Below are 24,631 nucleotides of genomic sequence, written 5' to 3'. Positions count from 1 at the left end.
GGCCATCTAAAGGTGGTATCCGCTTCTTTTTTTTGGTAAAATAAGAACATACATTCCCAAGTTTAGAAAGGAGTTTCTTATGAAATTTATCCACTGTGCAGACCTCCATTTAGACCAACCATTTCAAGGATTAGGCAAACTGTCATCAGCTTTTTCAAATAAGCTAGTTGATGTTAATGCTCAAGTCTTCAATAGTTTAATCGAAACGGCTATTGAAGAGCGCGTCGATTTTTTATTAATCGTGGGAGATACTTTCCATCAAGCGAAACCTTCGATTCAAACACAACAGTTATTTGTTTCGGGTTTAGAAAAATTAAATCAAGAAGGAATTCCCGTCTATTTAACTTTCGGGAATCATGATTATTACCAAGCAGAAAAATATTGGTTTAAATTCCCTAAAAATACTTATCTTTTTAATAGTGAAGAGATTGAAACGAAAACCTTGTCCTTGCCTTCCGGAGAAACCGTTGCAATTAGTGCCTTTTCCTATACATCACCCAAAATCATGGCCAACAAAGCCAGTGAATTTCCAACAAGAAGTATCATTAGTCAGTATCATATTGGGTTGTATCACGGCCAGGTGGGACGTGTTAATGATCACCCGTATGCACCGTTCCAACTAGGAGAGCTGCAACAACTAAACTATGATTACTGGGCATTGGGACATATCCATCAACCGCAATTATTGTCTAATGAGCCATTGATTATTTATCCTGGTAGTCCAGTCGGGCATACGAAAAAAGAAACAGCTAGTCGTGGTTGCGTCTTAGTTGAAAACCAAGGGAACACTTTAAAAGAAAGTTGGCTAGAACTGACGGACTTAATTTGGGAAACAGTTGTTGTGGATGGCCGTTCGGCTACAAGCTTGGCTAACTTAATGGCAATAACTGAAATACAATTAAAAGAGTTTATGCAGTCGCAAGAATTGTTGACCTGTTTAGAGGTTCAATTCCAAAACTTACCGGCAGAGTTAGCAAGTCTAGTGAAGGAAGAACTTGCTTCAGGAGAACTGCTTTTATATTTAAGAGAATTAGTTGCCGTTGGAACAGACCATCAAGTGTGGCTTTACCAAGTGTCTAGTGACATAGCAGTAAAACCCATGCAGTGGCCAGTCGGTATCACGAAAGAAATGGTTTTAAACCAAGCGATGACCTACGCCGAGGCAGAGATGTTTGCCGGTGAATTATCAGATTTATTTAAACAAAGTGAACTTCAACACTTATTTTCAAATAATCAAGATTTTATAAATGAGACAATCGATAAAACGGTTAGGCATCTAGGGATGACAGAGGACTAAAAGGAGGTCAATAAAATGAAAATTGAAAAATTAGAAATTGTTGGCTTCGGTCAATGGCGCCAGCAAATTTTTGAACTGGGCGAGGAAGTGACCTTATTCTTTGGTGATAATGAAGCCGGTAAAACGACTATTTATCATTTTATTCAAACTATTTTATTTGGTTTTCCTACTAAACGAGGTGCTGTTCGTGATTACACTCCCAGAGATGGAGGAAGTTATGGGGGCCATATTTGGGTCAATCACCCGCAATTTGGGCAAGCTAAAATCAGTCGCTTTAAAGATGTAAATAAACATCAAGCGACGGTTCAAATCATGACTGAACCAGATATGGTGATCTCAGTGGCAGAATTTTTAGCCCCCCTAACGGAAGAAGTCTTTAAAGAAGTCTATACCCTAGAACAAGGTCAACTGCTAAATATCAAAAACTTAGATGAAACTAAGCTCCAAGAGTTATTGTTAGTAGTTGGGCTAGCCGGTAGTAAACAAGTCATTGAGCAACAAGAAGAGTGGCAGAAAGCACAACAAGAACTTTACAAAAAAACGGGACGTAATCCTAAGTTGAATCAACTGGTGTTAAGTTACCGAGAATTAACTGAAAAAATACAACTAAAAGAAAAAGCTGAAAGTAGTTATCAAGAAAACAAAGAAGAACTAGAAATAGCAGAAGCAGACTTTGTAAAAAATCAACAACTGTCTCAAGAGTTAGAAACAAAGAAAATGCTTCAAGAGCAACAACTTGATCATTATGGTTTGTTGGAAGAGTATCGTTACCAAGTTAAGCAACTAAACGAGACGGCAACTCTTGAGTTGTCGCAAGACGAAGTGACGCAATTACAAGAACTAAACTTTCAAATCAATCAATTAGCTGACCAAAAAGCACATTATCAACAACTAAAACAATCGGCCTTTGCTCAAGGAACTTTATCACCAGCGGTTGCTTTTTATTTAGAAGAAGAGCAAGACATTCAACGCTTGTTAAACCAACGTGTTAGTGTGGAAAAAGAGCTTAGTAAACTAGAGTCTCTAGAAGAACAGCTTCGAGAAAAAGAAGCAGCTGTTCAAGAACTGTCAGAAGGAAATCCTAATTGGCAAGCGCAGCCAATTCCTTCCCAACTCGAATCTAAGTTAGCTGACTTAGCAGAAGATGAACGTCACTTTAGCTATGAACAGCAACAAGCAACAGCTGAATTTGCTAGACTTGTTGAGCAAGGAAAACACTATCAGGAGCAACAAGTCAAACGTCAGCGTAAACTTCAACGGTTGTGGTTGTTTCCGGGATTGATTGCGTTAGTTGGCGTCGCTTTCTATTGGCTTAACCAACAGTGGATGCTAGCAGTATTTGGGTTGGCAGCGGTTGTCTCGGGGCTTATTGCCGTCGTAATTTATCGCCGAATCAACAGTGGCGCTGGCACATTAGGCGCCGTTACCTTAACACAATTAAGCGCAGCTCAAGATAAGAAAAAACTAGCTGATAGTAGATGGACGTCAATCTTAACGACTAAGGAACAACTAGCAGCTGACTATGGATTTGATATAAACCAAACAGTTAAAGAATGGCTTTATCAATTACCATTACGTCAACATTTGGCTACGTTGGTCTCAGAACGAACAAGTTTATTAAGTAAAAAGACCGCTAGCCAAGTTCAATTGGCAAAAATTGAAACAGCATTTATTAAGCTGAAAGATTGGATTCCATCAGGTCAGGATATTGGCAGTAAGTTTCAAAATCTAGCAGAATTTTCAGCAACACAAATTCAACAATTAAAAACGCTGGAACAAGTCAGCCAGTCTCAACAATGGCAACAGCCATTAGCCTTAATTGAAGCGAAAGAAAAACAAATGGCGCAAACCTTAGCAAAAGTTCATCCACAATTATCAGTTGCTAACCATGCAGAGGTTTTAGCGGAGCAATTGTCTAACCATGAGTCACAGCAAGAATTACGTCAACTAAGTGCTAAGTTAGCACCTTATTTTGAATTAGATAATGACGCTTCCTACAACCAAGTTCAGCTGCGTTCAGACTATCAGGATCTTAGTCAACGTTATCGTGCTATTCAAAGTGAGTTAGGTGAATTGGATGAAACTATTCGCCATCTTCGATTCGCTATTAAACAAGCTGAAAGTGATGGTTCCTTAGCAAGCCTTTATCAAGAACAAGCTGCTTTGGAAGATGAGTTACGTGAGTTAAGTTCAGACTGGGCTAGTTTACAATTAAGTTCAGTCGTGGCGGATGACGTCTTAAATCAAATTTCGTCGCAACGTGTTCCAGCCTTATTAAAAACCACTAGCTTATTATTAAATCGTCTAACTTTAGGAACGTACCACAGGTGTGACCTTGTAAATGATGAGCTCCTTATTTTTAATCGTGAGGGAGTATGTTATCATTTAAGTGAGTTATCAACTGGAACTAGGGATCAACTTTATCTGGCAGTTCGTTTGGCCTTTATTGAATTACACCAAGGAACAAACATTGCACCGTTGATCATTGATGATGGTTGGTTACACTATGACCAAGCGAGAAAAATCGCCTTATTTAATGTCTTAGTAGAAATAAGCGCGGTTGTCCAAGTAATCTGCTTAACATCGGACCAAGAACTATTAAACTTTGCTGAATCAGAAAAAATTGTTGTAGAACACTTATAAAGGAGTGGTTAGGATGAAAAAAATTCGTGACCTAGTAGTAGATGATACATTTGAAATGTTTGTTTTGATTAAACAAGCAGACGTTCGCTTAGCGAAAAACGGGAAGAAATTCATCGCCTTCACCTTCCAAGATGGTTCAGGGAATATTGATGGTAAATTTTGGGGTGCAACAGAAGATGAAATTGAACGCTACAAAGCAGGGAAAGTTGTTTTCTTAAATGGTAAACGTGAAGTTTATCAAAATACACCGCAAGTTAAAATTATCAAACTAAGACTAGCGACAGAAGAAGAACCATACCAAGCAGAGCTGTATATGGAAAAATCTCCGGTTCAAAAAGAAGACTTGGCCGAAGAAATTAATCAAACTATTTTTGAAATAACTAATGCCACTTGGAACCGGATTGTTCGTCACTTGTTGGTAGAACATCAAACAGCTTTTTATGAGTATCCAGCAGCTAAAAATTTCCACCACGCGTTTGTGGGAGGATTAGCGGTCCATACAGTCTCAATGTTACGTATCGCTAAATCGTTGTGTAAAGAATACCCAGCCTTGAATGCGTCGTTATTATATTCTGGTGTCTTGCTACATGACTTAGGGAAAGTTATTGAGTTATCTGGTCCAATTGGAACAGAGTACACGTTAGCGGGTAATTTATTAGGACATATTGTCATAGTGGATGAAGAAATTTCTAAAGCTTGTGTAGCCCTTAAAATTGATGAACAATCAGAAGATGTGATTGTCTTGAAACATATGATTTTAGCTCATCACGGTCAATTAGATTACGGTTCACCAGTGCGACCAAGAATTATGGAAGCGGAAGTCTTACATCAAATTGACAACATTGATGCCTCAATGCAAATGATGATGGGGGCCTTGGAACAAGTTGAACCAGGTCAGTATACCAATGCACTATTCGGAATGGATGGCCGTCGTTTTTATCGACCTAATAGTAAATAATAAAAAAGCACTAGACTGCGAGTTTCCGATATTTAATCGGTGACCCGCAGTTTTTTTATTCGATTTTTATTATCATAATAGCTTCTGTTGAAATGTTCAGAGTAAAAATGACTGTTTCACGATGTTCTATTTTTATGATGTGATTCCTATTAATTTTTCAGTTAACGTCAGGCTAAAATAATGTTTTTTAAATTGTTCGAGTTTAGAATAATCCATTTGGAAACCTTGTTATTATATTAAATTTTACCAAGTTATATAATTATATTCATCAGGAAAAAGTCTTGAGTTAGAAATAAAACCATGTTACTCTTTGCACATAAAGACCGTTCTAAAAAAGTATGTATTTCGAATGATGTGATTAATAAATATAAAATTAAATTCAATAGTTTTAAAGAAATAGAAATTGTGTAATCAATAACTTATTTAAGTTTTTCCAACCTACTTAGTTTTTGGGTTGTATCTATTAGGGTTAAAAGCTTTTCACCGCATAATAGTTCCAACTAATAAAAGTGCATTCGTGCGTAAGAAAGGGGGAGTGTATGTGTTATTGCTCAGTTTGTCATGAGTCTTTCTGTTGCGTATTTTAATTTTCTAGTAATTTACTTATAGAGGAGGATATATATGAATAAAAAAATAACTCTCACAGGTCTAGCGCTGTTGTCTTTATCGCTTTGTTTGCCTATTAGCTCTATAGCTAGTACCACTGAATTAGGTGATCTTCAGAGTGAGTCTATGGGTGAAACGAGAAATAATATAAATCCTAGGGCAGAAGGCATTTTAACGGATCCAATTGATTTTACTAGAATAATGTTAAACAATTATGGTAAACAACTGATACCTTCTGAGTATAAATATAAAGGGTCTAAAGCTGAAAGACCTAACCCAACAATTGATAATTTCCGTGTGCTCCCTGATGGCAATCCTGTCGTAGAAAATCAGTCCACTCTATTTGTTGGTGAATCTATTTTAACCAATAATACTGATACCCCTCAATCCTTAAAAACAAATACCTTTGCTAAAACAATTACTCACACTATTTCATCTCAAGTAACACATGGCTTCAAATTAGGTTCAGATGTGAAAGCATCATTTGGTATTCCATTAATTGGTTCAACTGATGTAACTCTGAAAACAGAGTACTCACTTAATAGTACAAAGACCAATACTGATACCGAAACTTATACATACACAGCTGATGCTCAATCAATAACTGTCCCTCCGAAAAGCTCGGTTGTAGTCAATGTTTCGTTGAATGAAGCGGAGATATCAGGTAAAACTAAGATAATAGGTGAAGTTGATCCTAATGATGAAATGGTAAAAGGAAACGCTTTTTATGAAACGCTGGGCATTATGTTAAAGAAAAAACCGATAAATGCCTCTTGGAAAAATGTATATAAATACAATGTAGATAATGACTTTAAAATTGATGGTTATTTTTACGACACAGAATCCCAAACACACAACATATTAGGGAGTGGGGTTTACTCAGCCAATTATGGAACAACTTTTAATGTGAAAGTGAGCTCTCTAGAAAAAAATGTAAACAGTGTAGACAAAACTTATACAATCAGTCCTAGAGTTACTAAAAATAATTAATCTAAAAAAATAAAAAGCCCTTCTTGTTGACTTCAACAAGAGGGGCTTTTTATTTTAAAGCTTGTAATTAGCAGCATCGAAGGCTTCGCCGACTGGGTAATCAGTTGGTAACTCTAAGATACCTTTTGCTTCAGGGGCATTTGGAACAGCAAGTTCACGAGCAGAGCATAACATCCCTAAACTTTCCACACCACGTAAAGCACCTGGCCAAATAATCATTCCGTCAGGCATCATTGCACCAGGTTTGGCAACAACAACGTTTAAACCTTCACGAACATTAGCAGCGCCACAAACAATTTGTAGGACTTCGCCGTTGTCGACTTCAGTTTGAGTGACAGATAAATGATCTGAATCAGGGTGTGGGACACACTCTTTGACTAAACCGGAAACAATTTTTGGGCGACGGTCATCAGCAATAGTTTCATTGAAACCGGCCTTGGTAATCGCTTGATCTAACTGTTCTTTTTCTGAATCAGTAGGGAAGACTTGGCCGTTGCCAGTTAAGTTTGTTAAAACTTCACTAGCATTGAAAAAGTTCCAACCAACTGTTTCATTTGATTCAGTCACGTAAATACGTGCAATATTTTCTTTACGGTCCGCTTCAACCTTGTTACCTGCTGCATTTGCAACAGTAACCATTAAGACGTCACCAACCGCTTCTTTGTTATAAGTGTAAATCATGAGACTCTCCTTTAAATCTATTCTTCGTTTTCTTCTGGGCGAATAACTAAGACATCACATGGTGCGTGACGAATCACGTAGTCACTGACACTTCCCATCATGAATTTTTCAACCGCACTTAAGCCCGATTGACCAACCATGATTAGATCGACATTGTGTTCTTCAGGAAGTTCACTTCCCATTAATACTTTTGCCGAACCAAAAGCTAAAACTGTTTCTACTGTATCACAGCCTTGAGCGCGTGCATAGTCTTTATATTCAGCTAATAATTCTTTTGAACGATCTGTTTCACGTTGAACTAAGTCAGGTGTCACAAGAGAGTAACCCATATTTCCATAAAGTTTATTTTCAATGACGTGAGCTACGATTACTTTAGCATTGTTACGTTTAGCAACGGCTAAAGCTTTGTTAAATGCATTTCGAGCTTGATCACTACCGTCAATCCCAACTAAGATACGTTGATATTCTTGTTTTTCAATCATCCTAAACACCCTTTCTTATTTAGTTGCTTCTGTTAAGAACGCGATAACTTCTTCTTTTGTTTTACGTTGCTTGTTAACTAAACGGGCCGTTTCTTTACCGTCATGTGTAACGACGAAACTTGGAATACCGAAGATAGCCCAATCAGAACACAAATCAATGTATTCATCACGATCTACTTGAATAAAAGTGTAGTCGGGGAAGGCTGCTTCAATTTCAGGCATAACTGGTTTGATGAAGACGCAGTCTCCGCACCAGTCAGCTGTAAAGAATAAGACTGTATTTTTTGTATCGATTAAAGTTGCAAGTTCTTCATAGTTTGTTGGGATAATCATTTTAAAATCCTACTTTCCGTAAATAATTTCGTTTACTTTATCAGCATCTAAAGTTCTTAATGTTGTTAAGACCATTTCTTTAGCTGATTCATAATCTTCCATGCTGAACATTGTTTGGTGAGTGTGGATATAGCGTCCAGCCACACCGATAACCGCACTTGGCACACCATCATTTGCTAGGTGAGCGGCACCAGCATCTGTTCCACCTTTTGAAACAAAGTATTGATGTTTAATTTTGTTTTCTTCTGCCACATCTAATAAGAAGTTACGCATGCGACCTAGTGTAATCATACCTGGATCGAAGATACGAACTAAGAAACCCTCGCCTAAGTGACCGAATGTATCTTTTTTACCTTCTAAATCATTTGCTGGTGAACAATCAACAGCGAAGAATAAATCGGGCTTGAACTTGTTAGTTGAAGGTTTAGCACCACGTAAGCCAACTTCTTCTTGTACGTTAGCACCGGCAATTAATGTGAAAGGTAGTTCTTCATCTTTCAAAGCTTCTAAAACTTCAATGACTAAGGTACAACCATAACGGTTATCCCAAGCTTTACTGATGATATTTTTACCGTTGGCTGTTTTAATTGTTTCAGAAACGGGCACGATGCTGTCGCCAGGGCGCACACCATATTCTTCCGCTTCTTCTTTTGAAGAGAACCCTGCATCGAATAAAATATCAGAGGCTTCGATTTTTGCAGGACCACTTGTGCCGCGTAATAAATGCGGAGGAACTGATGATGAGATAACAGGGTAGTTACCTTTACGTGTTTTTAAAGTGAAGCGTTGAGCTGAAACAACATAAGGGTTCCAACCACCAAGAGGAACGACACGGAACATGCCTGTTTCAGTAATTTGTGAAAGCATGAAGCCGACCTCATCCATGTGAGCAGCAAGCATAATTCTTGGTGCGTTTTCAACTTTACTTTTACGGATACCGAATACGCCACCTAGGCCATCGTGTTCGATTTTATCAACAAAAGGAGAAATTTCCTTTGTCATTACTTCTCTTACGTCGTCTTCGAAACCGCTTGTACCTTGAACTTCAGTCATCTTTTTAATTAGGTTAAATGTTTTTTCGTTCATAGAGTTCTCTGCTTTGCAGAGTTCACCTCGCTTTCGTTTGATACTTATATTATAACGCTAATGTAGCCGTTTTCATAGTTTTTCAATTATTTTTTTATATCAAATAGACTGGTCTGTGATAGGATTAAAGTATTAATAGAAATGGAGGCGCCTATGTCAATTCAGTTAATTGAAAACTATCAACCATGTGATGTGGAAGAAGCTAAGGTTAAGTCAGATATACTAACTATTTGCCAGCAAGAAGCGGATTTGTTTACAAGAGATAATCGCCAAAATCATTTTACAAGCTCCGCTCTAATCATTTCACCTGATAAAAAAGAAACATTATTGATTCATCATAAAATATACAACGCCTGGGGTTGGACGGGCGGTCACAATGATGGGGATGAGGACTTTAAAGCAGTTGCTTTGAAAGAAGCCAGAGAAGAAACTGGGCTAACAAATTTCAAGTTTTTAAATAACGAGATTGCTAGTTTGGATATCCTGCCTGTAAAAGAACATCTGAAACATGGAGAACTCATTGCAGAACATCAACACTTGAATGTTTCTTATATATTAGTTGCTGATCCAGCTGAACGTTTAGAATGGAACGAAGAAGAAACGAACGATTTAAAATGGTGGCCGCTTGATAAATTAATCGAGGTAAGTGGTGAAGTGCTCATGAAGCCTGTCTATCAAAAATTATTGAAAGTGATTTCCGAGAGCTAATATAGTGGTTATGTTATAATTAAGAAAATGAATGAGGAGGCCACATCATGGCTAAAGAATTAAAAAAATATGGTTTTGTCCTAGGATTAGGAGCTATCATTGGGAGTCTAGCAGGTGTTAGCTTAATGAAGAAAAGTCAGGAAGTCTTCGATGCTAAAACAACGAATGTCTTATCGGAAATTAAAGAACGGTTTACTGAACAACAAGAAATTGAAGGCTCTTGGATCCAATCTGATAAAGAAGTGATTGACCGTTTAGGAATTGAAACAGAAGTTTATAAAGGCGGCTTCACTTGTAAAGATGGCGACACCTTCACGCAATATGAATTTATCGCAGATGCTAAAACAGGGGCATTAATTGATATCTACCCATTAGAAGCATAAAAAAAGAACAGCCATTGGCTGTTCTTTTTATTTGTCTGAAGGGAAGTAAGCTTCCACACGATTAATTCTAAAACCTTTGTTTGAGAATTTTTCTTCATATTCTGTTTTGATATTACCTTCAAAGGTTGAATTGTGTAAATCTAACCAAACTTGGTTAATGATCATACCGTACTGTGAAAAGCTAGCAAGTGAATATTCAAATAATCCTTGGTTATCTGTTTTGAAATGGATTTCACCGTCAGGTACTAAGATTTGTTCATAAGTTGCTAAGAAAGTTTTATACGTTAAACGACGTTTGGCATGGCGTGTTTTTGGCCATGGATCAGAAAAGTTCAAGTAAAGTAAGTCAACTTCTGCATCATTGAAGTATTCTGTTAAATCACGACCATCGACTCTTAACAATTGTAGGTTAGGAAGTGGCTCTTCAATTAATTTTTCTAGAGCAGTCACGATGACGCTCGTTTCAATTTCGATTCCAATATAGTTAACGTCAGGATTAGCTTTGGCCATTTGATAAATGAATTGACCTTTACCAGTTCCGACTTCGATATGTAGGGGTTGTTTCTTGCCGAAACGTTCTTGCCAACGACCTTTCCAAACTTCAGGTTCGTTTACAACAAATTGTGGGTACTCAGCAAGTTTATCTTTTGCCCACGGTTTATTTTTTACGCGCATCTGTATTCTCCTCTTCTAATTAAAAACTCTCTGCTATTATAGCAGAGAGTCGGGTAGTTAATAAATAAATATTTTCTTTAGCAAGGCAATTTCTTTATTGACTTGTTTAAAGTTACCTTGTAGATAATAATGTTTAATTCGTAATAAGAAGTTCATGCCACAGTACCAATAGATCCGATCCATGTTTTCTTTATTATTAGGAATACCATACTGGTGTAACCAAGTTGTCCAATCATCGTGGTCCACATAACGTCCTAAAATCGTTCCTAAATCAGAAGCAGGGTCGGCTAACATGCTAGAATCCCAGTCAACTAAATAAAGGTGCCCATCTGCTGCTTGTAACCAGTTATTGTGAATAGGATCGCCATGACAAGCTGATAACGGTACAGGTTCTGGGATGTAGTGTTCTAGATATTCTAAAATGCTTTCTAAATACTTGTTATCTTTCAAGCCGAAAGGTAGGTCAGTAATATAGCTGCTTAAGAAGTCCAAGGGTTGCATTTTTTTGCCGCCAACTTTTTCAAGCATGTCAGCAAGGTTTTCGGAACCGTGTAGGTGTTGCAAGATTTGAACGACACCTAGATGATTACCTAAATTTTCAGATGTCAGCAAATCACCATCTAGCCATTCTTGAGCTGTTAAGACATCGCCGTTTCCAAGTCGCTTTGTCCACATTAATTTGGGAGCGATACCTTCGCGGGATAAAATTGCTAAAAATGGCGGGGAGTTACGTTTAATGAACATCTTTTCATTGTCTGAAGTTCCCATATAGGCTTGGCCAGTATCTCCAGCGATTGGTTGGAGTAACCACTTGTTATCAAACTTTAAATTTGCTTCCATGAAACTCCATCCTTTCTTTACTAGAGTACGTCTCTTTTATTTTAAAGCTGTCTGAGGACAACGTCAACACTTTATGAGAAACTGTCTATAAGTTTGTCATTTTTTGTAATTTTTTTGGCAGATAAAAACGTGTGAAAATAACAACTTCCAGAAGTGATAGCAAAATGAACAAACTAGCATGTGCTTTATCATTAAAACTGATTAAAGCAATAAGACTGAAGATGATTGAAATACTGAATAGAACGATTTGGATTAAGCGTGATAAAGCTTTAGTTTTATCAGCTTGAGCCACGGGATAAAGCTGCACAGCTGAAATATAGTTAAAAGCATTAACCATAGGTAAAAGCTGAAAGCCAATCAAGAAAATAATCAGTAAACCTAGTCCACTAGCTAAAATAGTTTGGTCGATGAAAAATAATGCAAGGCCACCAATAATGGTTAATCGGAAAACAAGTCCACCGTAATCAGACCCACGTAAAAAATGTCTAGCATATAAATAATCAAAAGTTCGCTCTTGTGATGACTTGATTTTTGCTAAGATGGGATCGAAATACTTTCGTCTGTGAACCGTTGTTGGCATGCCAGGAACATCCGTAAATAAATTAATAAAACGATAAATACGTTTCATGCGACTTTCTTCGGATTGGATTAACTGTGACCAATCTAAGTAATCAATTTGTTTTGTTCTATTATAGTGAACAAATGATAATAAGGCTGTCGCTACAGCAATAGGTAAACTGAAAAGGGGTTGCCATAATGCAAGGGCAATGACAATGACACTCGCAAGCAACCAGATGCCATAGATTTTTTTCGCTTGATAGCGAGATTTAACAAAAAAGTTTAGTTGCGCTAAGACTAGGTGAGCAATTTTTAAAGCGAGTAAACTCATTATGATAAAAACTAGCTCAACTAGACTAGTTGACTTGATGGCTAAAAGGAGTGGGTAGCAAGCTCCTGTTATTAAAATAATAGCAAAAAAAGGCATGATCAAAGAGTGGCGCAAAGCAGTCCCTAAATACTCATGCATTTGTTTTTCTTTGGGTAAAAGAAAAACTTTATCAGCCTCTTTGATTAAGGTTGCTAATTTTCCAATATGTAAAGTGAAAAGTAAAATCAGCCAAATAATGAGGAAGCCAACTTTGAAATCAGGGGTGAGAGTTTTAACAAAGTTAGAGTAATATAACCCCAGCCCTCCTAAAATAAAAGTCATGGCTATCATCATATGATCGTTGAAAACATATTTGAGATAGGTCATTAGTTGTTTTTGATGACTAGCTAAGCGTTTTTTATAAAATTGTTTCATGATTGAACCGCTCCCTCAAGAGTGGTCAGCGCTAAATAAATATCATCTAAACTTGCCTCAGGCATATTGAATTCTTTTTGTAGCTCAACTAATGTACCGTAAGCACGTACTTTTCCTTCATGCAAGACTACAAAACGATCACAGTAACGCTCAGCAGTAGCTAAAATGTGCGTCGACATTAAGATTGCAGCGCCCGCTTTTTTACGTTCAGCCATTAATTCCAATAGCGCGTGGATGGCTAACGGGTCAAGACCTAAGAATGGTTCATCAATGATATAGAGGTCAGGTTCGACTAAAAAGGCGCATAAGACCATCACTTTTTGTTTCATTCCTTTTGAAAAATGAGCGGGGAACCAATCTAATTTAGTGTCTAATCTAAAGGTTTCCAGTAAAGGTTGTGCTCGCTTAAATGCTTCCTCTTTGGGAATGTCGTAAGCCATGGCAGTGACTTCAATGTGTTCACGCAAGGTTAACTCTTCATATAAACTTGGGGTTTCGGGAATGTAGCCAATCGCTTTGCGATAAGCTTCCGAATCCATTGCGAGACTTTGGTTATTAATTGTAATACTACCTTGTTGTGGTGTCAGTAAACCAATGATTTCTTTGATTGTAGTGCTTTTTCCAGCACCATTTAAGCCGATTAAGCCAATCATTTCACCAGCATTCACGTCAAAGCTAACATCTTTTAAAACAGCTAAGTGACCATATCCACCGGTCACATTTTTAAGTGATAAACTCATCTTGACCCTCCAGTATTTTTATGTGCTTTATTATATCATACAACTTGTTAAAAACGGGTGTTTAACTTTACAGCACGCCCTTTGTTCACGTATGATAGCACTAAGGATATTAAAGGAGATGACAAGATGACAGATTGTATATTTTGTAAAATAATCAATAAAGAGATTCCTAGCTATAAAGTATATGAAGATGAAGAGGTTTATGCTTTCTTAGATTTATCACAAGTGACACTTGGGCACACATTAGTCATTCCCAAAAAACACGTAGCAGATATTTTTGATTATCAAGGAGCAGAGGCGGGAGTAGTTTTTGCTAAAATTCCTAAAATTGCGCGAGCGATGGAACATGCCTTACCAGAAATGCAAGGGATGAATATTGTTAACAATAATAAAGAACTTGCTTACCAAACAGTCTTCCATTCACACTTGCATCTAGTTCCTAGATACACAACAGAAGATGACTTCTCAATTAAATTTAAAGACAATAGTCAAAAATACTCGCAAGCAGAGTTACAAGCATTAGCAAGTAAACTAAATGAGCAGGTGATGAAGGATGTTTAAAAAATTTGCAAAAGGTGTTTTGTTTGGCACAACTGTCGGCGGGATTGTCGCAACATTGATGGCCCCGAAAAGCGGAAAAGCCATGCGTCAATCAATTGTAGATGAAGCGGTTGGATCAAAAGATACAGTTGTTACGTGGACTCAAGACATTCGAAACGTTAAGGGGCACAGTGAAGTTGTCAAAGCTGAATTACCTAAACTAAAAGAAGTTCAAACAGAAACAGCTGATTTGATTGAAGACTTTAAATTTCAAGCAGAACCAAGAGTTAAAGAAATTCAAAATCAAGTAAGCACAATTAAGGGACGAATCTCGACGCTACAAGATAAATTAAAATAATCTTAAAAGTCGTGTTCAAATGTGATTTTTCTTTGAATTATCAAGGCATACTATAGGTCTGCATTTTATCTTATGGTATAGTTGGAAAGTAGTTTTAAATGAAATAGCAGTTAAATTATATGAATGGATGTGTCAATTAAATATGAAAAAAAATAAAATTGCAGTAGCATTGGTCGGTATGGTCTGTGCTATGACATTAGCAGCTTGTTCACCATCAGGGAACGAAGAGTTAGTCACAATGAAAGGTGATAAAATCACCGTTGGAGAATTTTTCCAAGAAATCAAGAAAGATCAAAACGTTCAACAAAGCTTACAAAATACAATTATCTTCCGTGTAGCTGAAAATGCTTATGGCAAAGATATTGATAAAAAAGATATTGAAGCTAAATTAGATGAAGTTAAAGCACAGTTTGGCGATACGTTTGAAGAACAACTAAAATCTGCTGGTTTTACTGAAGCAAGCTACAAAGATTCAGTAATTAAACCACAATTAGCATTTGATAAAATGTTAGATGCTCATGTTGATGTAAAAGATAAAGACCTAGAATCAGTTTGGGCAGACTTCCATCCAGAAGTAGATGCTCGTTTGATTTCAGTCAAAGATAAAGAAACAGCTGAAAAAGCGCTCGAAGAAATTAATGTTGGAACAGATTTTGAAACAGTGGCTCGTGAAAAATCAGAGCACGCTTCAAGTAAAGATAAAGGAGCAATTAAATTCAATTCTGCTAGCCAAGAGCTGCCTGAAGATGTGAAAGAAGCTGCTTTCAAATTGAAAAATGATGAAATGTCAGAAATTATTACGTCTAAACAAATGGATCAAATGGGTCAACCAGTAGAAAGTTTCTACATTGTAAAAATGGTTAAGAACCAAGAAAAAGGGACTGACATGTCAGCCTTTAAAGATGAATTAACAAAAATCGCAGCGGATGCTCAAAAAGCTGATCAAGAATTCATTCCGGCTGTAATCGGAAAAGAATTAACAAAAGCTAATGTAAAAGTAACCGATGACGAATTGAAAAATGTCTTATCAGCCTTTGTTGAAAAACCAAAAGAAGATAAAAAAGAAGCTGATTCAAAAGATAAAGATAAAAAAGATGATGCTGATAAAGATGAAAAAACTACCGAAACAAAAGAAGCAGATAAAGAAGAATCAAAATAATCAAAAACAACCCCTAGGGGTTGTTTTTTTATTTTCTCAGATATAGTCTAAAAGTTTGTAGTTTCCTTAGTTATCTAGTAAAATAGAGGTGTACAAATAATAGGAGTGAGGTGTTGACTAATGAGTTTTACAGATGAAACAGTCCAATTCAAAGTAGATGATTTTTCAAAACAATCAGTTGCTGAAACATTAACAACGGTCTATTCAGCTTTAGAAGAAAAAGGCTACAATCCAATTAACCAAATCGTGGGATATTTACTTTCTGGAGATCCAGCTTATATTCCCCGTTACCAAGATGCTCGTAACTTAATTCGTCGTCACGAACGTGATGAAATTATGGAAGAGTTAATCAAATCATACTTAAGCAATCAAGGGACAGCTAAATAATGCGCAAAATGGGTTTAGACGTAGGGTCTAAAACAGTTGGTATCGCAGTTAGTGATCCTTTAGGCTGGACTGCGCAAGGAATTGAAATTATCCGCATTAATGAAGCGGAAGGCGATTTTGGGTTTGACCGCGTCCAAGAATTGATTGAAGAACATAAAGTGGATCAATTAGTCATTGGCTTACCTAAGAACATGAACAACTCAATTGGACCGAGAGCCGAAGCTTCAATGGCTTATGGCAAGAAGATTGAAGAGTTATCAGGTGTCCCAGTGGCTTACCAAGACGAACGCTTAACAACAGTAGAAGCAGAACGCATGTTGGTCGAGGAAGGTAATGTTTCTCGAAGCAAACGTAAAAAAGTAATTGATAAGCTAGCGGCGGTAATGATTTTACAAAATTATTTAGACAAAACAAGCAATTAACTATAGGAAAAGAGGAATTTAACATGACTGAAGAGCACAACCACGAACAAGAAACAGAATTTATCACATTAATCGATGACGAAGGTAACGAATCTTTATTCGAAATCTTATTAACAATCGATGGTGAAGAAGAATTTGCTAACAAACAATACGTTTTACTATTCCCTGCAGGTGTTGATGAAGATGATACTGACGTTGAGTTATTAGCTTACCAATACATTGAAACTGAAGGATCTGATGAAGGTGAACTTAAAAACATCGAAACAGATGCTGAGTGGGATATGATTGAAGAAGTTTTCAATACATTCGTTGAAGACGCTGACGCATAAGACACAAAAAAGAAGCTACTTTTAGTAGCTTCTTTTTTTATAGTTTATTTTGAGCTTTTTGGGTGTTAGCAAAATGTAGCTTAGCATATTGACGTAGTAAGTTCATGCCACCACGTTTTAAAATCTTAGCAGCGGCTAAGTCAGACTTAGGTCCAGCTCCCGAAGGAACCGTAAAGCCTAATTCTAAAGTAGCTTGATCCAAAGCTTCTAAAAAGCTAGCACGACAAATAATAGAGGAAGCGGCGACGGCTAAATGATGCTGTTCCGCTTTCGTAGCAAAGTACAAATTATCTGTGACTTGAATTTTTTCACGTTCTAAATATTTGCGATAATTTTTCTCTGGAGTGAATTGATCAATTAAAATACTATCAGGTTTTAATGGTGCTAAGTCTTGTAATAACAAATGAATAGCTTGGTTGTGTAACGCTACTTTCATTCGGTTAACATTATAGTCTGGCTGGATTTGATTGTATTTTTCCGGTGTCACAATTAATTCACGATAAGGAATGACTTCTTTAATATCTTTAGCGATTAATTTGATTTCACGGTCAGTTAATTCTTTTGAATCTTTGACCCCAAGTTCTTTTAATAATGGCATGTGTTTTTGATCAACATAAGAAGCGCAAACAACGACGGGACCTAAATAACTGCCGTTTCCGACTTCATCACTACCAATAGCTGACCGGCTTGAAAAATCTTTCGGTAAGCCAGACACTGGGGCAGTGTTTTTCTTTTCTAAGGCTGAACCCCAGATAGCAGCTTCTTGCTCTGCATTTGCCCCTTGAAACATAACTTTTCCCGAAGTGTATGCGGTAATCGTCACACCATTTTTAGTAGCAGAGAATGTGCTATAAGGTGGAGTTTTCGCTTTTTTATGTGTGTCGTAGTAGTCAGACATCTTCGCCATGACTCCTTGATCTACTTTTATAACAGTTGAAGAACTCAAACTGGACAACTCCTTTTGCTAGTCATTTGATGTGAACGAATCTTGTTAAGTGTATCGAAAAAAAAATAAAAACTCAACTAAGATATTTAAGTAGTATGAATTGTAAATTGAAAAGAACTACCTTATAATTAAGCTTAATTACGTTTATTAAATGAAACGGTTAAATAACATTAGATTGAACCAGGAGGTTATGAGTGATGACACAGACAAAAAATCGTTACAAAGCAAAAATCGCTAACAAAACTTATACAATTATTGGAACTGAAAGCAAAGTTCATATGGATATCGTGACAGAAATTGCGAATAAGCAATTAGCAGAAATTCGTGACATCGCACCCGAAACAACTTTAGAAAATGCCTCAATTTTATTAGGGATTAATGCGTTATCGGATCAATTAAAAAAAGAAGAAAAAGCAATGCGCCTGGAAGCTCAAATGAAAAAAATGACGGCTGAAATGGAAGAGTTAAAAAATAAAATGAAACGCACGGAAGAATTAGAAGCACGTTTAGAAAAATATACGTCACTTGAAAATTCTGCGAAAGAAGCACTAGTAAATGGTGGCGAACAACTTGAATTAACTGATCAAGAGTTATCGCCCCAAGAAGCACAATCAATTATGAATCAACAAGTACGTGAAAAGATTCAACAAAACTCACACGAATTTAAGTAGATAGATCGGAAGGTAAACATATGATTTTAACAGCAATTATTATTTTAGCTTTAGCCTTAGCATTTTATAATGGTGCTCGTCGTGGCTTAGTGATGCAATTAATCTTAACAGCAGGCTATATCATTACTTTTGTGGTGGCTAAAACACAATCAGGTAACTTAGCAAAAAAATTGGATTTAGTCGTACCTTATCCTAATCCCAATGCTGAAAGTAAATTAGAGTTCTTTAAAGGAGAAGCCTTATTCCATTTAGATAAAGCTTTCTATACCATTTTATCTTTCGTTTTAATTTTAATCATCGGTTGGTTGTTAACACGCTTTGTTGGAATGTTATGTAATAGTTTAACTTTCTTCCCAATTGTGAAACAAGCTAACTTTTTAGGTGGTGGCTTAATCAGTCTGCTAGTTTCTTATATCGGAATTTTCTTTGTCCTAGTAATGCTAGCGACAATTCCAATGGACGGCATTCAAAACCTATTAAGATCAAGTGGGATTGCTAAATTTATGATAAATGATACACCTTATTTCTCAAATATGATTTTTGAATGGATCAATCAAATTATGAAATAATCTTAGAGCTGGACCTTGTGTTCGGCTTTTAATTTAAACTAAAAAATGGATGTGTAAAAATGAATCCGAAAATTTTAAAAACGTTAGAGTTTGAGAAAATCAAACAACAATTAACTGAATATACGGTAACAGCTTTAGGTCAAGAAGAGGTTCAAAAGTTGTCTCCCGTAACAGATCAAGAGGTCTTAACAAACTGGTTATCGGAAACAGAAGATGGTGCAACCCTATTAAGAATTCGTGGGGGTATTCCAGTTCCTAAACTAGAAAATATTGGACCGCACATGAAACGAATTGAAATGGGTGCGGACTTAAATGGTTTAGAGTTGGCTCAAGTTGGTCGTGTCTTGCAAACTACGGCCGAAGTCATTCGTTTCTTTGATGATATAAAAGATGCTGAAATTGACTTAAAGCGTTTATTTTATTGGGCAGATCAAATGGAAACAGTGCCAGCTTTATCACAACGAATTCGGGAGTCTGTGGAACCAGACGGACGCTTAACGGATGAAGCCTCACCAGAATTAAAAAATATTCGTGTGCAAACGCGCCGAACAGAACAAACCATTCGTGAACAACTAGATGGTTTAGTTCGTGGTAAAAATGCAAAGTATTTAAGCGATGCTTTAGTAACAATGCGTAATGACCGTTATGTGTTACCAGTTAAAAGTGAATACCGTAGTGTCTTTGGTGGAGTTGTCCACGACCAAAGTTCATCAGGGCAAACCTTGTTTGTTGAACCGAAGCAGGTGGTAGAACTTAATAACAAGTTACGCCAATTACAAATTTCTGAACGTCAAGAAGTGGAAAGAATTTTAGCTGAGATTTCTGCAGAGATTGAACCACATAGATATGAAATTATCCAAAATGCCTATGTTTTAGGTAAGTTAGATTTCATCAATGCGAAAGCCCAATTTGGTAAAAGTTATAAAGGTGTTATTCCGAAGATTAGTGAGGAAAAGCATGTTGAATTAAAACAAGCCCGTCATCCCTTAATCGATCCTGATGTGGTTGTAGCAAATGATATCTTTATTGGCGAAGAGTACCAAGCGATTTTAGTAACCGGACCTAATACGGGTGGTAAAACCATCACGCTGAAAACTTTAGGACTACTACAACTTATGGCCCAAGCAGGGTTGCCGATTACAGCTGGCGAGGATAGCCAAGTCGCAATCTTTAATAATATCTTTGCCGATATTGGCGATGAACAATCGATTGAGCAAAACTTAAGTACCTTCTCATCTCACATGACAAACATTGTCGACATTATTGCGGAAGTAGATCAAGACAGCTTAGTTCTATTTGATGAACTTGGAGCTGGGACGGATCCTCAAGAAGGAGCAGCCTTAGCTATTTCGATTTTAGATGAAGTAGGAGCAAAAGGTGCCTATGTCATGGCGACGACTCACTATCCGGAGTTGAAAGTTTATGGCTACAATCGTGTAGGAACCATCAATGCCAGTATGGAGTTTAATGTTGATAGTCTGCGTCCGACCTACAAGTTATTAATTGGGGTGCCTGGTCGCAGTAATGCCTTTGAAATTTCAAAACGTTTAGGATTAGATGGACATATTATTGAATCTGCTAAACAAATGATTGATGGCGATAGCCAAGATTTAAACGACATGATTGCTGATTTAGAAAGTCATCGTAAAATGGCGGAAACGGAATACTTAGAGGTGCGTCATCATGTCGATGAAGCCAGTCGCTTGCATGCCGATTTAGAAAATGCCTATGGCTACTTCTTTGAAGCGCAAGAAAAAGAATTAGATGAAGCGAAAGCCAAAGCGAATGAGATTATTCGCGAGGCACAAGAAAAAGCTGAAACGATTATTACTGATTTGCGTGAGAAACAAAAAGCCTTAGGAAAAAATGGCATGGTCAAAGAGCATGAATTGATTGCAGCTAGAACAGGCTTAAATCAGTTGAAACATGAAGAAAGTCATCTGAAGAAAAATAAAGTCTTACAAAAAGCTAAAGAACAGAAAAAATTAAAAGCCGGTGATGATGTTAAAGTTGAGTCATACGGTCAAAGAGGAACATTATTAAAACAATTATCTAATGGTGATTGGCAAGTTCAACTAGGGATTTTAAAAATGGTCTTACCGGAATCAGACTTAACATTGCTGAAACCTGAAAAAGTAGCACCGCAAAAACCAATCTCTACAATGAAACGTTCTAGTGAACACGTTCAATCGCAATTAGATTTACGTGGCATGCGTTACGAAGATGCTTTAGAATCTGTGGATCGTTATTTAGATGCGGCTTTGTTGGCTGGCTATAGTCAAGTAACGATTGTTCATGGTAAAGGGACAGGTGTCCTGCGAGAAGCGATTACCACATTCTTGAAAAAACACCGCAGTGTGAAGAGTTTTGAATTGGCACCACAGAGCCAAGGTGGTACGGGAGCAACAATTGCTTATTTCAAATAAACTGTGAGCAGATAAATTTAAAGGAATTACCCCCTATGGTATAATTAATCTATAAGCTAGAGGGAAACCTCTAAAGGAGGAAACAATAATGGTAAAAAATTTAAATGATAACAATTTCAATGCAGAAACAAGTGAAGGATTAGTATTAGTAGACTTCTGGGCACCTTGGTGTGGACCATGTCGTATGCAAGGACCAATCTTAGATGAGTTAGCTGAAGAGATGACTGATGTGACAATTGCTAAAGTTAACGTTGATGAAAACCAAGCAGCACCTGCTTTATTCGGTGTTCAAAGTATTCCAACATTAATCGTTAAAAAAGATGGCGAAGCGGTTGAAACATTAATCGGTGTTCACCGTAAAGAACAATTAATCGAAATCTTAAATAAACACAAATAAGACTAACGAGAGAGTCCCTTTTAGGAGGGGCTCTTTTTTGTATCAAAAATTTGACCAATCGACAGTTCAATGGTAGACTTAATTTAAAGTTTAGGCATACCTAAAACTTATAAAATAAGAGGAGTGATTAAATGAGTCACAATGCTCAAGTTGAGACAACTCCGAAAGTCTCATATTTACCAATTCATGTTGAGAATCTTGAAGTCCATTATCAAGGGAAAGTTGCTTTGGAAGATATCTCATTAGACATACAGCCTGGAAAAATTACTGGGATTATCGGTCCAAATGGAGCCGGTAAATCAACTTTAGTAAAAGGGTTACTTGGTTTAGTTAAGTCAGCCAGTGGACGTGCTACAGTTGGCAAGCAAAATTTATTAGATATGCGTAAAACAATTGCCTACGTAGAACAACGTAGTAATTCTGATTTAACATTTCCGATTACGGTAGAAGATGTTGTGTTATTAGGAACGTATCCCGGCTTAGGGTTATTTCACCGACCAGGAAAAAAAGAAAAAGAATTAGTGAAAGAGTGTTTGGAAGCTGTTAAGATGACAGAGTTTCACGACCGCCAAATTGGTGAATTGTCAGGCGGACAATTACAACGCGTTTTTATAGCCAGAGCTTTAGCGCAAAAAGCTGATATTATTTTCTTAGATGAGCCCTTTGTCGGAATTGATATGGTAAGTGAAAAAGTTATTGTCGATATTTTAAAAGTGTTAAAAGAAAAAGGCAAAACTATTGTCATCGTCCATCATGATTTGGCAAAAGTCACAACTTATTTTGATGAGTTAATTATTTTAAATAGAAAATTGATTGCATCAGGTCCGGTGTCAGAAATATTTACAACAGAAAAAATTCAAGAAGCCTACGGCAGTTCATTAGGTGATATTCGTATCAAAGGAGTGGAGTCAAATGATTAGTAATTTTATTGATGGATTAATCCATTATGAATTTTTACAAAATGCGTTAATTACCTGTGTCGTTGTCGGTTTAACTTCAGGTGTTGTGGGTAGTTTTATTGTTCTGAGAGGAATGTCTTTAATGGGCGACGCGATTTCTCATGCGGTGCTCCCAGGTGTTGCGATTTCTTATATGTTAGGAATTAATTACATTATTGGAGCGACAGTGTTTGGGATAGCAACAGCTGGTTTGATCGGTGTAATCGGTCAAAAAAGTAAGCTGAAAAATGATGCAGCTATTGGTATTGTATTTAGTTCTTTCTTTGCCTTAGGTGTCATTCTAATTAGTTTTGCACAAAGTTCAACGGATTTATATCACATTCTTTTTGGGAATGTGTTAGCGGTACGTCAAAGTGATATTATGTTAACTCTCGGCGTTGCTGTGATTGTTTTATCATTTATTGCGATTTTCTATAAAGAGTTATTAGTTAGTTCTTTCGATCCAGTCATGGCAGAAGCCTATGGCTTAAATACAAAGCTAATTCATTATGGCTTGATGTTTGGTTTAACATTAGTTGCAGTAACAGCTCTACAAACAATCGGAACAATCTTAGTGGTGGCATTATTAATCACGCCAGCTTCAACAGCTTACCTATTAACAAACAAACTATCTCACATGATTTGGGTATCATCTATTATAAGTGTGATTAGTTCAGTCGTTGGGTTGTTCTTTAGTTACAGCTTCAACTTAGCTTCAGGTGCAGCAATTGTTATGACAGCAGCCTTCTTCTTTATCCTAGCGTTTATCTTTTCGCCGAAACAAGGTTTCTTTAAAACTAAGAAAGTAGGGATGGAAATTGAAAAAAATTAATGTAATGGTTTTATCTGCTTTGTTGTTAGTGCTATTAGTTGGATGTGGAAAGAAAGATCATCCAGGTGAACATGCTGATGGGAAAGTCCACATCGTTGCTACCAATTCAATCTTAGCTGATATGGTCAACGAAGTCGGAAAAGATCACGTATTAGTGCATAGTATCGTGCCAGTTGGGACGGATCCACATGAATACGAACCTTTACCAGAGGATGTTGCTAAATCGTCTGATGCAGATATTATTTTCTATAATGGTTTGAATTTAGAAACAGGCGGAAATGGCTGGTTCACTAAATTAATGGAAACGAGCCATAAAAAATCTGAAGAAGATTATTTTGCGGTTAGTGTCGGTGTGGAGCCACAGTATTTAACAAGTAAAGGTCAAGAGTCAGAGCAAGATCCGCATGCTTGGTTAGATATTGCTAATGGCTTAATCTATATTGAAAATATCACTAAAACATTAGTTGCTAAAGATCCTGAACATCAAGCAGACTACGAGAAAAATGCTAAAGAATACAGTGCTAAATTAACTGAGCTGAATGATAATTCAAAAGATAAATTTAGTAAATTACCAAAAGATAAGGCATTACTCGTAACAAGTGAAGGAGCTTTTAAATATTTCTCTAAAGCATACGGCTTAGAAGCGGCCTACATTTGGGAAATAAACACTGAGAATCAAGGAACACCAGATCAAATGAAACACATTATTGATAAGATTGATTCGACGAACGTGGCCTCATTATTTGTTGAAACTAGTGTTGACCCACGTAGTATGGAAAGTGTTTCTAAAGCGACTAGTATTCCTATCTATAAAAAAATATTTACCGATTCATTAGCTAAAACTGGTGAAGTCGGAGATACGTATCTAGATATGATGGCATACAATTTAGAAATCATTTATGATGGTTTAAATAAATAAAAAAAGACTCCTA

At 36.8% G+C, this 24,631-nt stretch carries 28 protein-coding genes; 19 read left to right on the top strand and 9 right to left on the bottom strand.

Annotated features, from left to right (window positions below; all coding sequences use genetic code 11):
- The first annotated feature begins 79 nt into the window (after positions 1-79).
- The 4 genes from G7081_RS00730 to G7081_RS00715 all read left to right on the top strand — a co-directional run bounded on the left by G7081_RS00730 (position 80) and on the right by G7081_RS00715 (position 6,494).
- Positions 80-1,297, top strand: a complete 1,218-nt coding sequence (locus G7081_RS00730; RefSeq protein ID WP_166006483.1) for a metallophosphoesterase family protein — start codon at positions 80-82, stop codon at positions 1,295-1,297.
- Positions 1,298-1,312: 15 nt separating this feature from the next.
- Positions 1,313-3,940 (top strand): ATP-binding protein, encoded by a 2,628-nt coding sequence (locus G7081_RS00725; RefSeq protein WP_166006481.1) that lies wholly within the window; start codon positions 1,313-1,315, stop codon positions 3,938-3,940.
- 13 nt (positions 3,941-3,953) lie between these two features.
- Positions 3,954-4,898 carry a 3'-5' exoribonuclease YhaM family protein gene (locus G7081_RS00720; RefSeq protein ID WP_166006480.1) on the top strand — a complete coding sequence of 315 codons (945 nt, stop codon included), beginning with the start codon at positions 3,954-3,956 and terminating at the stop codon, positions 4,896-4,898.
- A 621-nt stretch (positions 4,899-5,519) separates the two neighbouring features.
- Entirely contained in the window at positions 5,520-6,494 is a 975-nt protein-coding gene (locus G7081_RS00715; protein WP_166006478.1) for an ETX/MTX2 family pore-forming toxin, read from the top strand.
- A 54-nt stretch (positions 6,495-6,548) separates the two neighbouring features.
- On the opposite strand, the gene ytpR is transcribed toward G7081_RS00715, so the two are convergent.
- From ytpR to pepA, 4 genes are read right to left on the bottom strand one after another with little or no spacing between them, the layout of a single operon-like run.
- The gene (ytpR, locus tag G7081_RS00710; RefSeq protein ID WP_166006476.1) at positions 6,549-7,175 is read right to left on the bottom strand and encodes a YtpR family tRNA-binding protein; all 627 of its coding nucleotides are present in this window, start codon (positions 7,173-7,175) and stop codon (positions 6,549-6,551) included.
- Between the two features lie 17 nt (positions 7,176-7,192).
- Complete coding sequence (locus G7081_RS00705; protein ID WP_166006474.1) at positions 7,193-7,657, bottom strand: universal stress protein; 465 nt, start codon at positions 7,655-7,657, stop codon at positions 7,193-7,195.
- 15 nt (positions 7,658-7,672) lie between these two features.
- A complete protein-coding gene (locus tag G7081_RS00700; RefSeq protein WP_166006472.1) occupies positions 7,673-7,990 on the bottom strand; it encodes a thioredoxin family protein in 318 nt (105 codons plus the stop codon).
- Positions 7,991-7,999: 9 nt separating this feature from the next.
- On the bottom strand, positions 8,000-9,076 hold the full coding sequence (gene pepA, locus G7081_RS00695) for a glutamyl aminopeptidase (protein ID WP_166006470.1): 1,077 nt from the start codon (positions 9,074-9,076) through the stop codon (positions 8,000-8,002).
- Between the two features lie 153 nt (positions 9,077-9,229).
- Here pepA and G7081_RS00690 point away from each other — a divergent pair, with 153 nt between their 5' ends.
- Positions 9,230-9,784, top strand: coding sequence for an NUDIX hydrolase (locus G7081_RS00690; protein WP_166006468.1), 555 nt, complete (start codon positions 9,230-9,232; stop codon positions 9,782-9,784).
- A gap of 47 nt (positions 9,785-9,831) precedes the next feature.
- Positions 9,832-10,167, top strand: a complete 336-nt coding sequence (locus tag G7081_RS00685) for a PepSY domain-containing protein (protein ID WP_166006466.1) — start codon at positions 9,832-9,834, stop codon at positions 10,165-10,167.
- Between the two features lie 27 nt (positions 10,168-10,194).
- Here the strand turns inward: G7081_RS00685 and trmB are convergent, their stop codons facing one another.
- The 4 genes from trmB to G7081_RS00665 all read right to left on the bottom strand — a co-directional run bounded on the left by trmB (position 10,195) and on the right by G7081_RS00665 (position 13,725).
- Positions 10,195-10,842 carry a tRNA (guanosine(46)-N7)-methyltransferase TrmB gene (gene trmB / locus G7081_RS00680; protein ID WP_166006464.1) on the bottom strand — a complete coding sequence of 216 codons (648 nt, stop codon included), beginning with the start codon at positions 10,840-10,842 and terminating at the stop codon, positions 10,195-10,197.
- A 57-nt stretch (positions 10,843-10,899) separates the two neighbouring features.
- Positions 10,900-11,682, bottom strand: coding sequence for a phosphotransferase family protein (locus G7081_RS00675; protein WP_166006462.1), 783 nt, complete (start codon positions 11,680-11,682; stop codon positions 10,900-10,902).
- 85 nt (positions 11,683-11,767) lie between these two features.
- Entirely contained in the window at positions 11,768-12,985 is a 1,218-nt protein-coding gene (locus G7081_RS00670) for an ABC transporter permease (RefSeq protein WP_166006460.1), read from the bottom strand.
- A complete protein-coding gene (locus G7081_RS00665) occupies positions 12,982-13,725 on the bottom strand; it encodes an ABC transporter ATP-binding protein (RefSeq protein ID WP_166006458.1) in 744 nt (247 codons plus the stop codon). Before G7081_RS00665 ends, G7081_RS00670 begins: the two co-directional genes overlap by 4 nt.
- A 126-nt stretch (positions 13,726-13,851) precedes the next feature.
- Here G7081_RS00665 and G7081_RS00660 point away from each other — a divergent pair, with 126 nt between their 5' ends.
- The 6 genes from G7081_RS00660 (at position 13,852) to G7081_RS00635 (ending at position 16,920) form a co-directional block, all read left to right on the top strand.
- Positions 13,852-14,286, top strand: a complete 435-nt coding sequence (locus G7081_RS00660; protein ID WP_166006456.1) for an HIT family protein — start codon at positions 13,852-13,854, stop codon at positions 14,284-14,286.
- Complete coding sequence (locus G7081_RS00655; protein ID WP_166006454.1) at positions 14,279-14,623, top strand: YtxH domain-containing protein; 345 nt, start codon at positions 14,279-14,281, stop codon at positions 14,621-14,623. Before G7081_RS00660 ends, G7081_RS00655 begins: the two co-directional genes overlap by 8 nt.
- A 142-nt stretch (positions 14,624-14,765) precedes the next feature.
- Positions 14,766-15,782 carry a peptidylprolyl isomerase gene (locus tag G7081_RS00650; protein ID WP_166006452.1) on the top strand — a complete coding sequence of 339 codons (1,017 nt, stop codon included), beginning with the start codon at positions 14,766-14,768 and terminating at the stop codon, positions 15,780-15,782.
- Between the two features lie 120 nt (positions 15,783-15,902).
- A complete protein-coding gene (locus tag G7081_RS00645; RefSeq protein ID WP_166006450.1) occupies positions 15,903-16,169 on the top strand; it encodes an IreB family regulatory phosphoprotein in 267 nt (88 codons plus the stop codon).
- Positions 16,169-16,591, top strand: a complete 423-nt coding sequence (gene ruvX, locus G7081_RS00640; protein ID WP_166006448.1) for a Holliday junction resolvase RuvX — start codon at positions 16,169-16,171, stop codon at positions 16,589-16,591. Before G7081_RS00645 ends, ruvX begins: the two co-directional genes overlap by 1 nt.
- A gap of 23 nt (positions 16,592-16,614) precedes the next feature.
- Positions 16,615-16,920, top strand: coding sequence for a DUF1292 domain-containing protein (locus G7081_RS00635; RefSeq protein WP_166006446.1), 306 nt, complete (start codon positions 16,615-16,617; stop codon positions 16,918-16,920).
- A gap of 37 nt (positions 16,921-16,957) precedes the next feature.
- Here the strand turns inward: G7081_RS00635 and rnhC are convergent, their stop codons facing one another.
- Positions 16,958-17,866: a ribonuclease HIII gene (gene rnhC, locus G7081_RS00630; protein ID WP_166006444.1), complete on the bottom strand. Its 909-nt coding sequence runs from the start codon at positions 17,864-17,866 to the stop codon at positions 16,958-16,960.
- 197 nt (positions 17,867-18,063) lie between these two features.
- Here rnhC and G7081_RS00625 point away from each other — a divergent pair, with 197 nt between their 5' ends.
- From G7081_RS00625 to efaA, 7 genes are all read left to right on the top strand, one after another.
- Positions 18,064-18,537, top strand: a complete 474-nt coding sequence (locus G7081_RS00625; RefSeq protein ID WP_166006442.1) for a cell division protein ZapA — start codon at positions 18,064-18,066, stop codon at positions 18,535-18,537.
- Between the two features lie 20 nt (positions 18,538-18,557).
- Positions 18,558-19,106, top strand: coding sequence for a CvpA family protein (locus G7081_RS00620; RefSeq protein WP_238786640.1), 549 nt, complete (start codon positions 18,558-18,560; stop codon positions 19,104-19,106).
- Between the two features lie 59 nt (positions 19,107-19,165).
- Positions 19,166-21,532: an endonuclease MutS2 gene (locus G7081_RS00615; protein ID WP_166006440.1), complete on the top strand. Its 2,367-nt coding sequence runs from the start codon at positions 19,166-19,168 to the stop codon at positions 21,530-21,532.
- An 88-nt stretch (positions 21,533-21,620) separates the two neighbouring features.
- Positions 21,621-21,929, top strand: a complete 309-nt coding sequence (gene trxA, locus G7081_RS00610; protein ID WP_166006438.1) for a thioredoxin — start codon at positions 21,621-21,623, stop codon at positions 21,927-21,929.
- 131 nt (positions 21,930-22,060) lie between these two features.
- A complete protein-coding gene (locus G7081_RS00605) occupies positions 22,061-22,849 on the top strand; it encodes a metal ABC transporter ATP-binding protein (RefSeq protein ID WP_166006437.1) in 789 nt (262 codons plus the stop codon).
- Positions 22,842-23,699, top strand: a complete 858-nt coding sequence (locus tag G7081_RS00600; RefSeq protein ID WP_166006435.1) for a metal ABC transporter permease — start codon at positions 22,842-22,844, stop codon at positions 23,697-23,699. Before G7081_RS00605 ends, G7081_RS00600 begins: the two co-directional genes overlap by 8 nt.
- Positions 23,686-24,618 carry an Mn/Fe ABC transporter substrate-binding lipoprotein EfaA gene (gene efaA, locus G7081_RS00595; protein WP_166006432.1) on the top strand — a complete coding sequence of 311 codons (933 nt, stop codon included), beginning with the start codon at positions 23,686-23,688 and terminating at the stop codon, positions 24,616-24,618. Before G7081_RS00600 ends, efaA begins: the two co-directional genes overlap by 14 nt.
- Positions 24,619-24,631: the final 13 nt, after the last annotated feature.

Source organism: Vagococcus coleopterorum (assembly GCF_011303955.1).
GTDB lineage: Bacteria > Bacillota > Bacilli > Lactobacillales > Vagococcaceae > Vagococcus_D > Vagococcus_D coleopterorum.
This window is presented reverse-complemented; position numbering and strand designations above follow the sequence as displayed.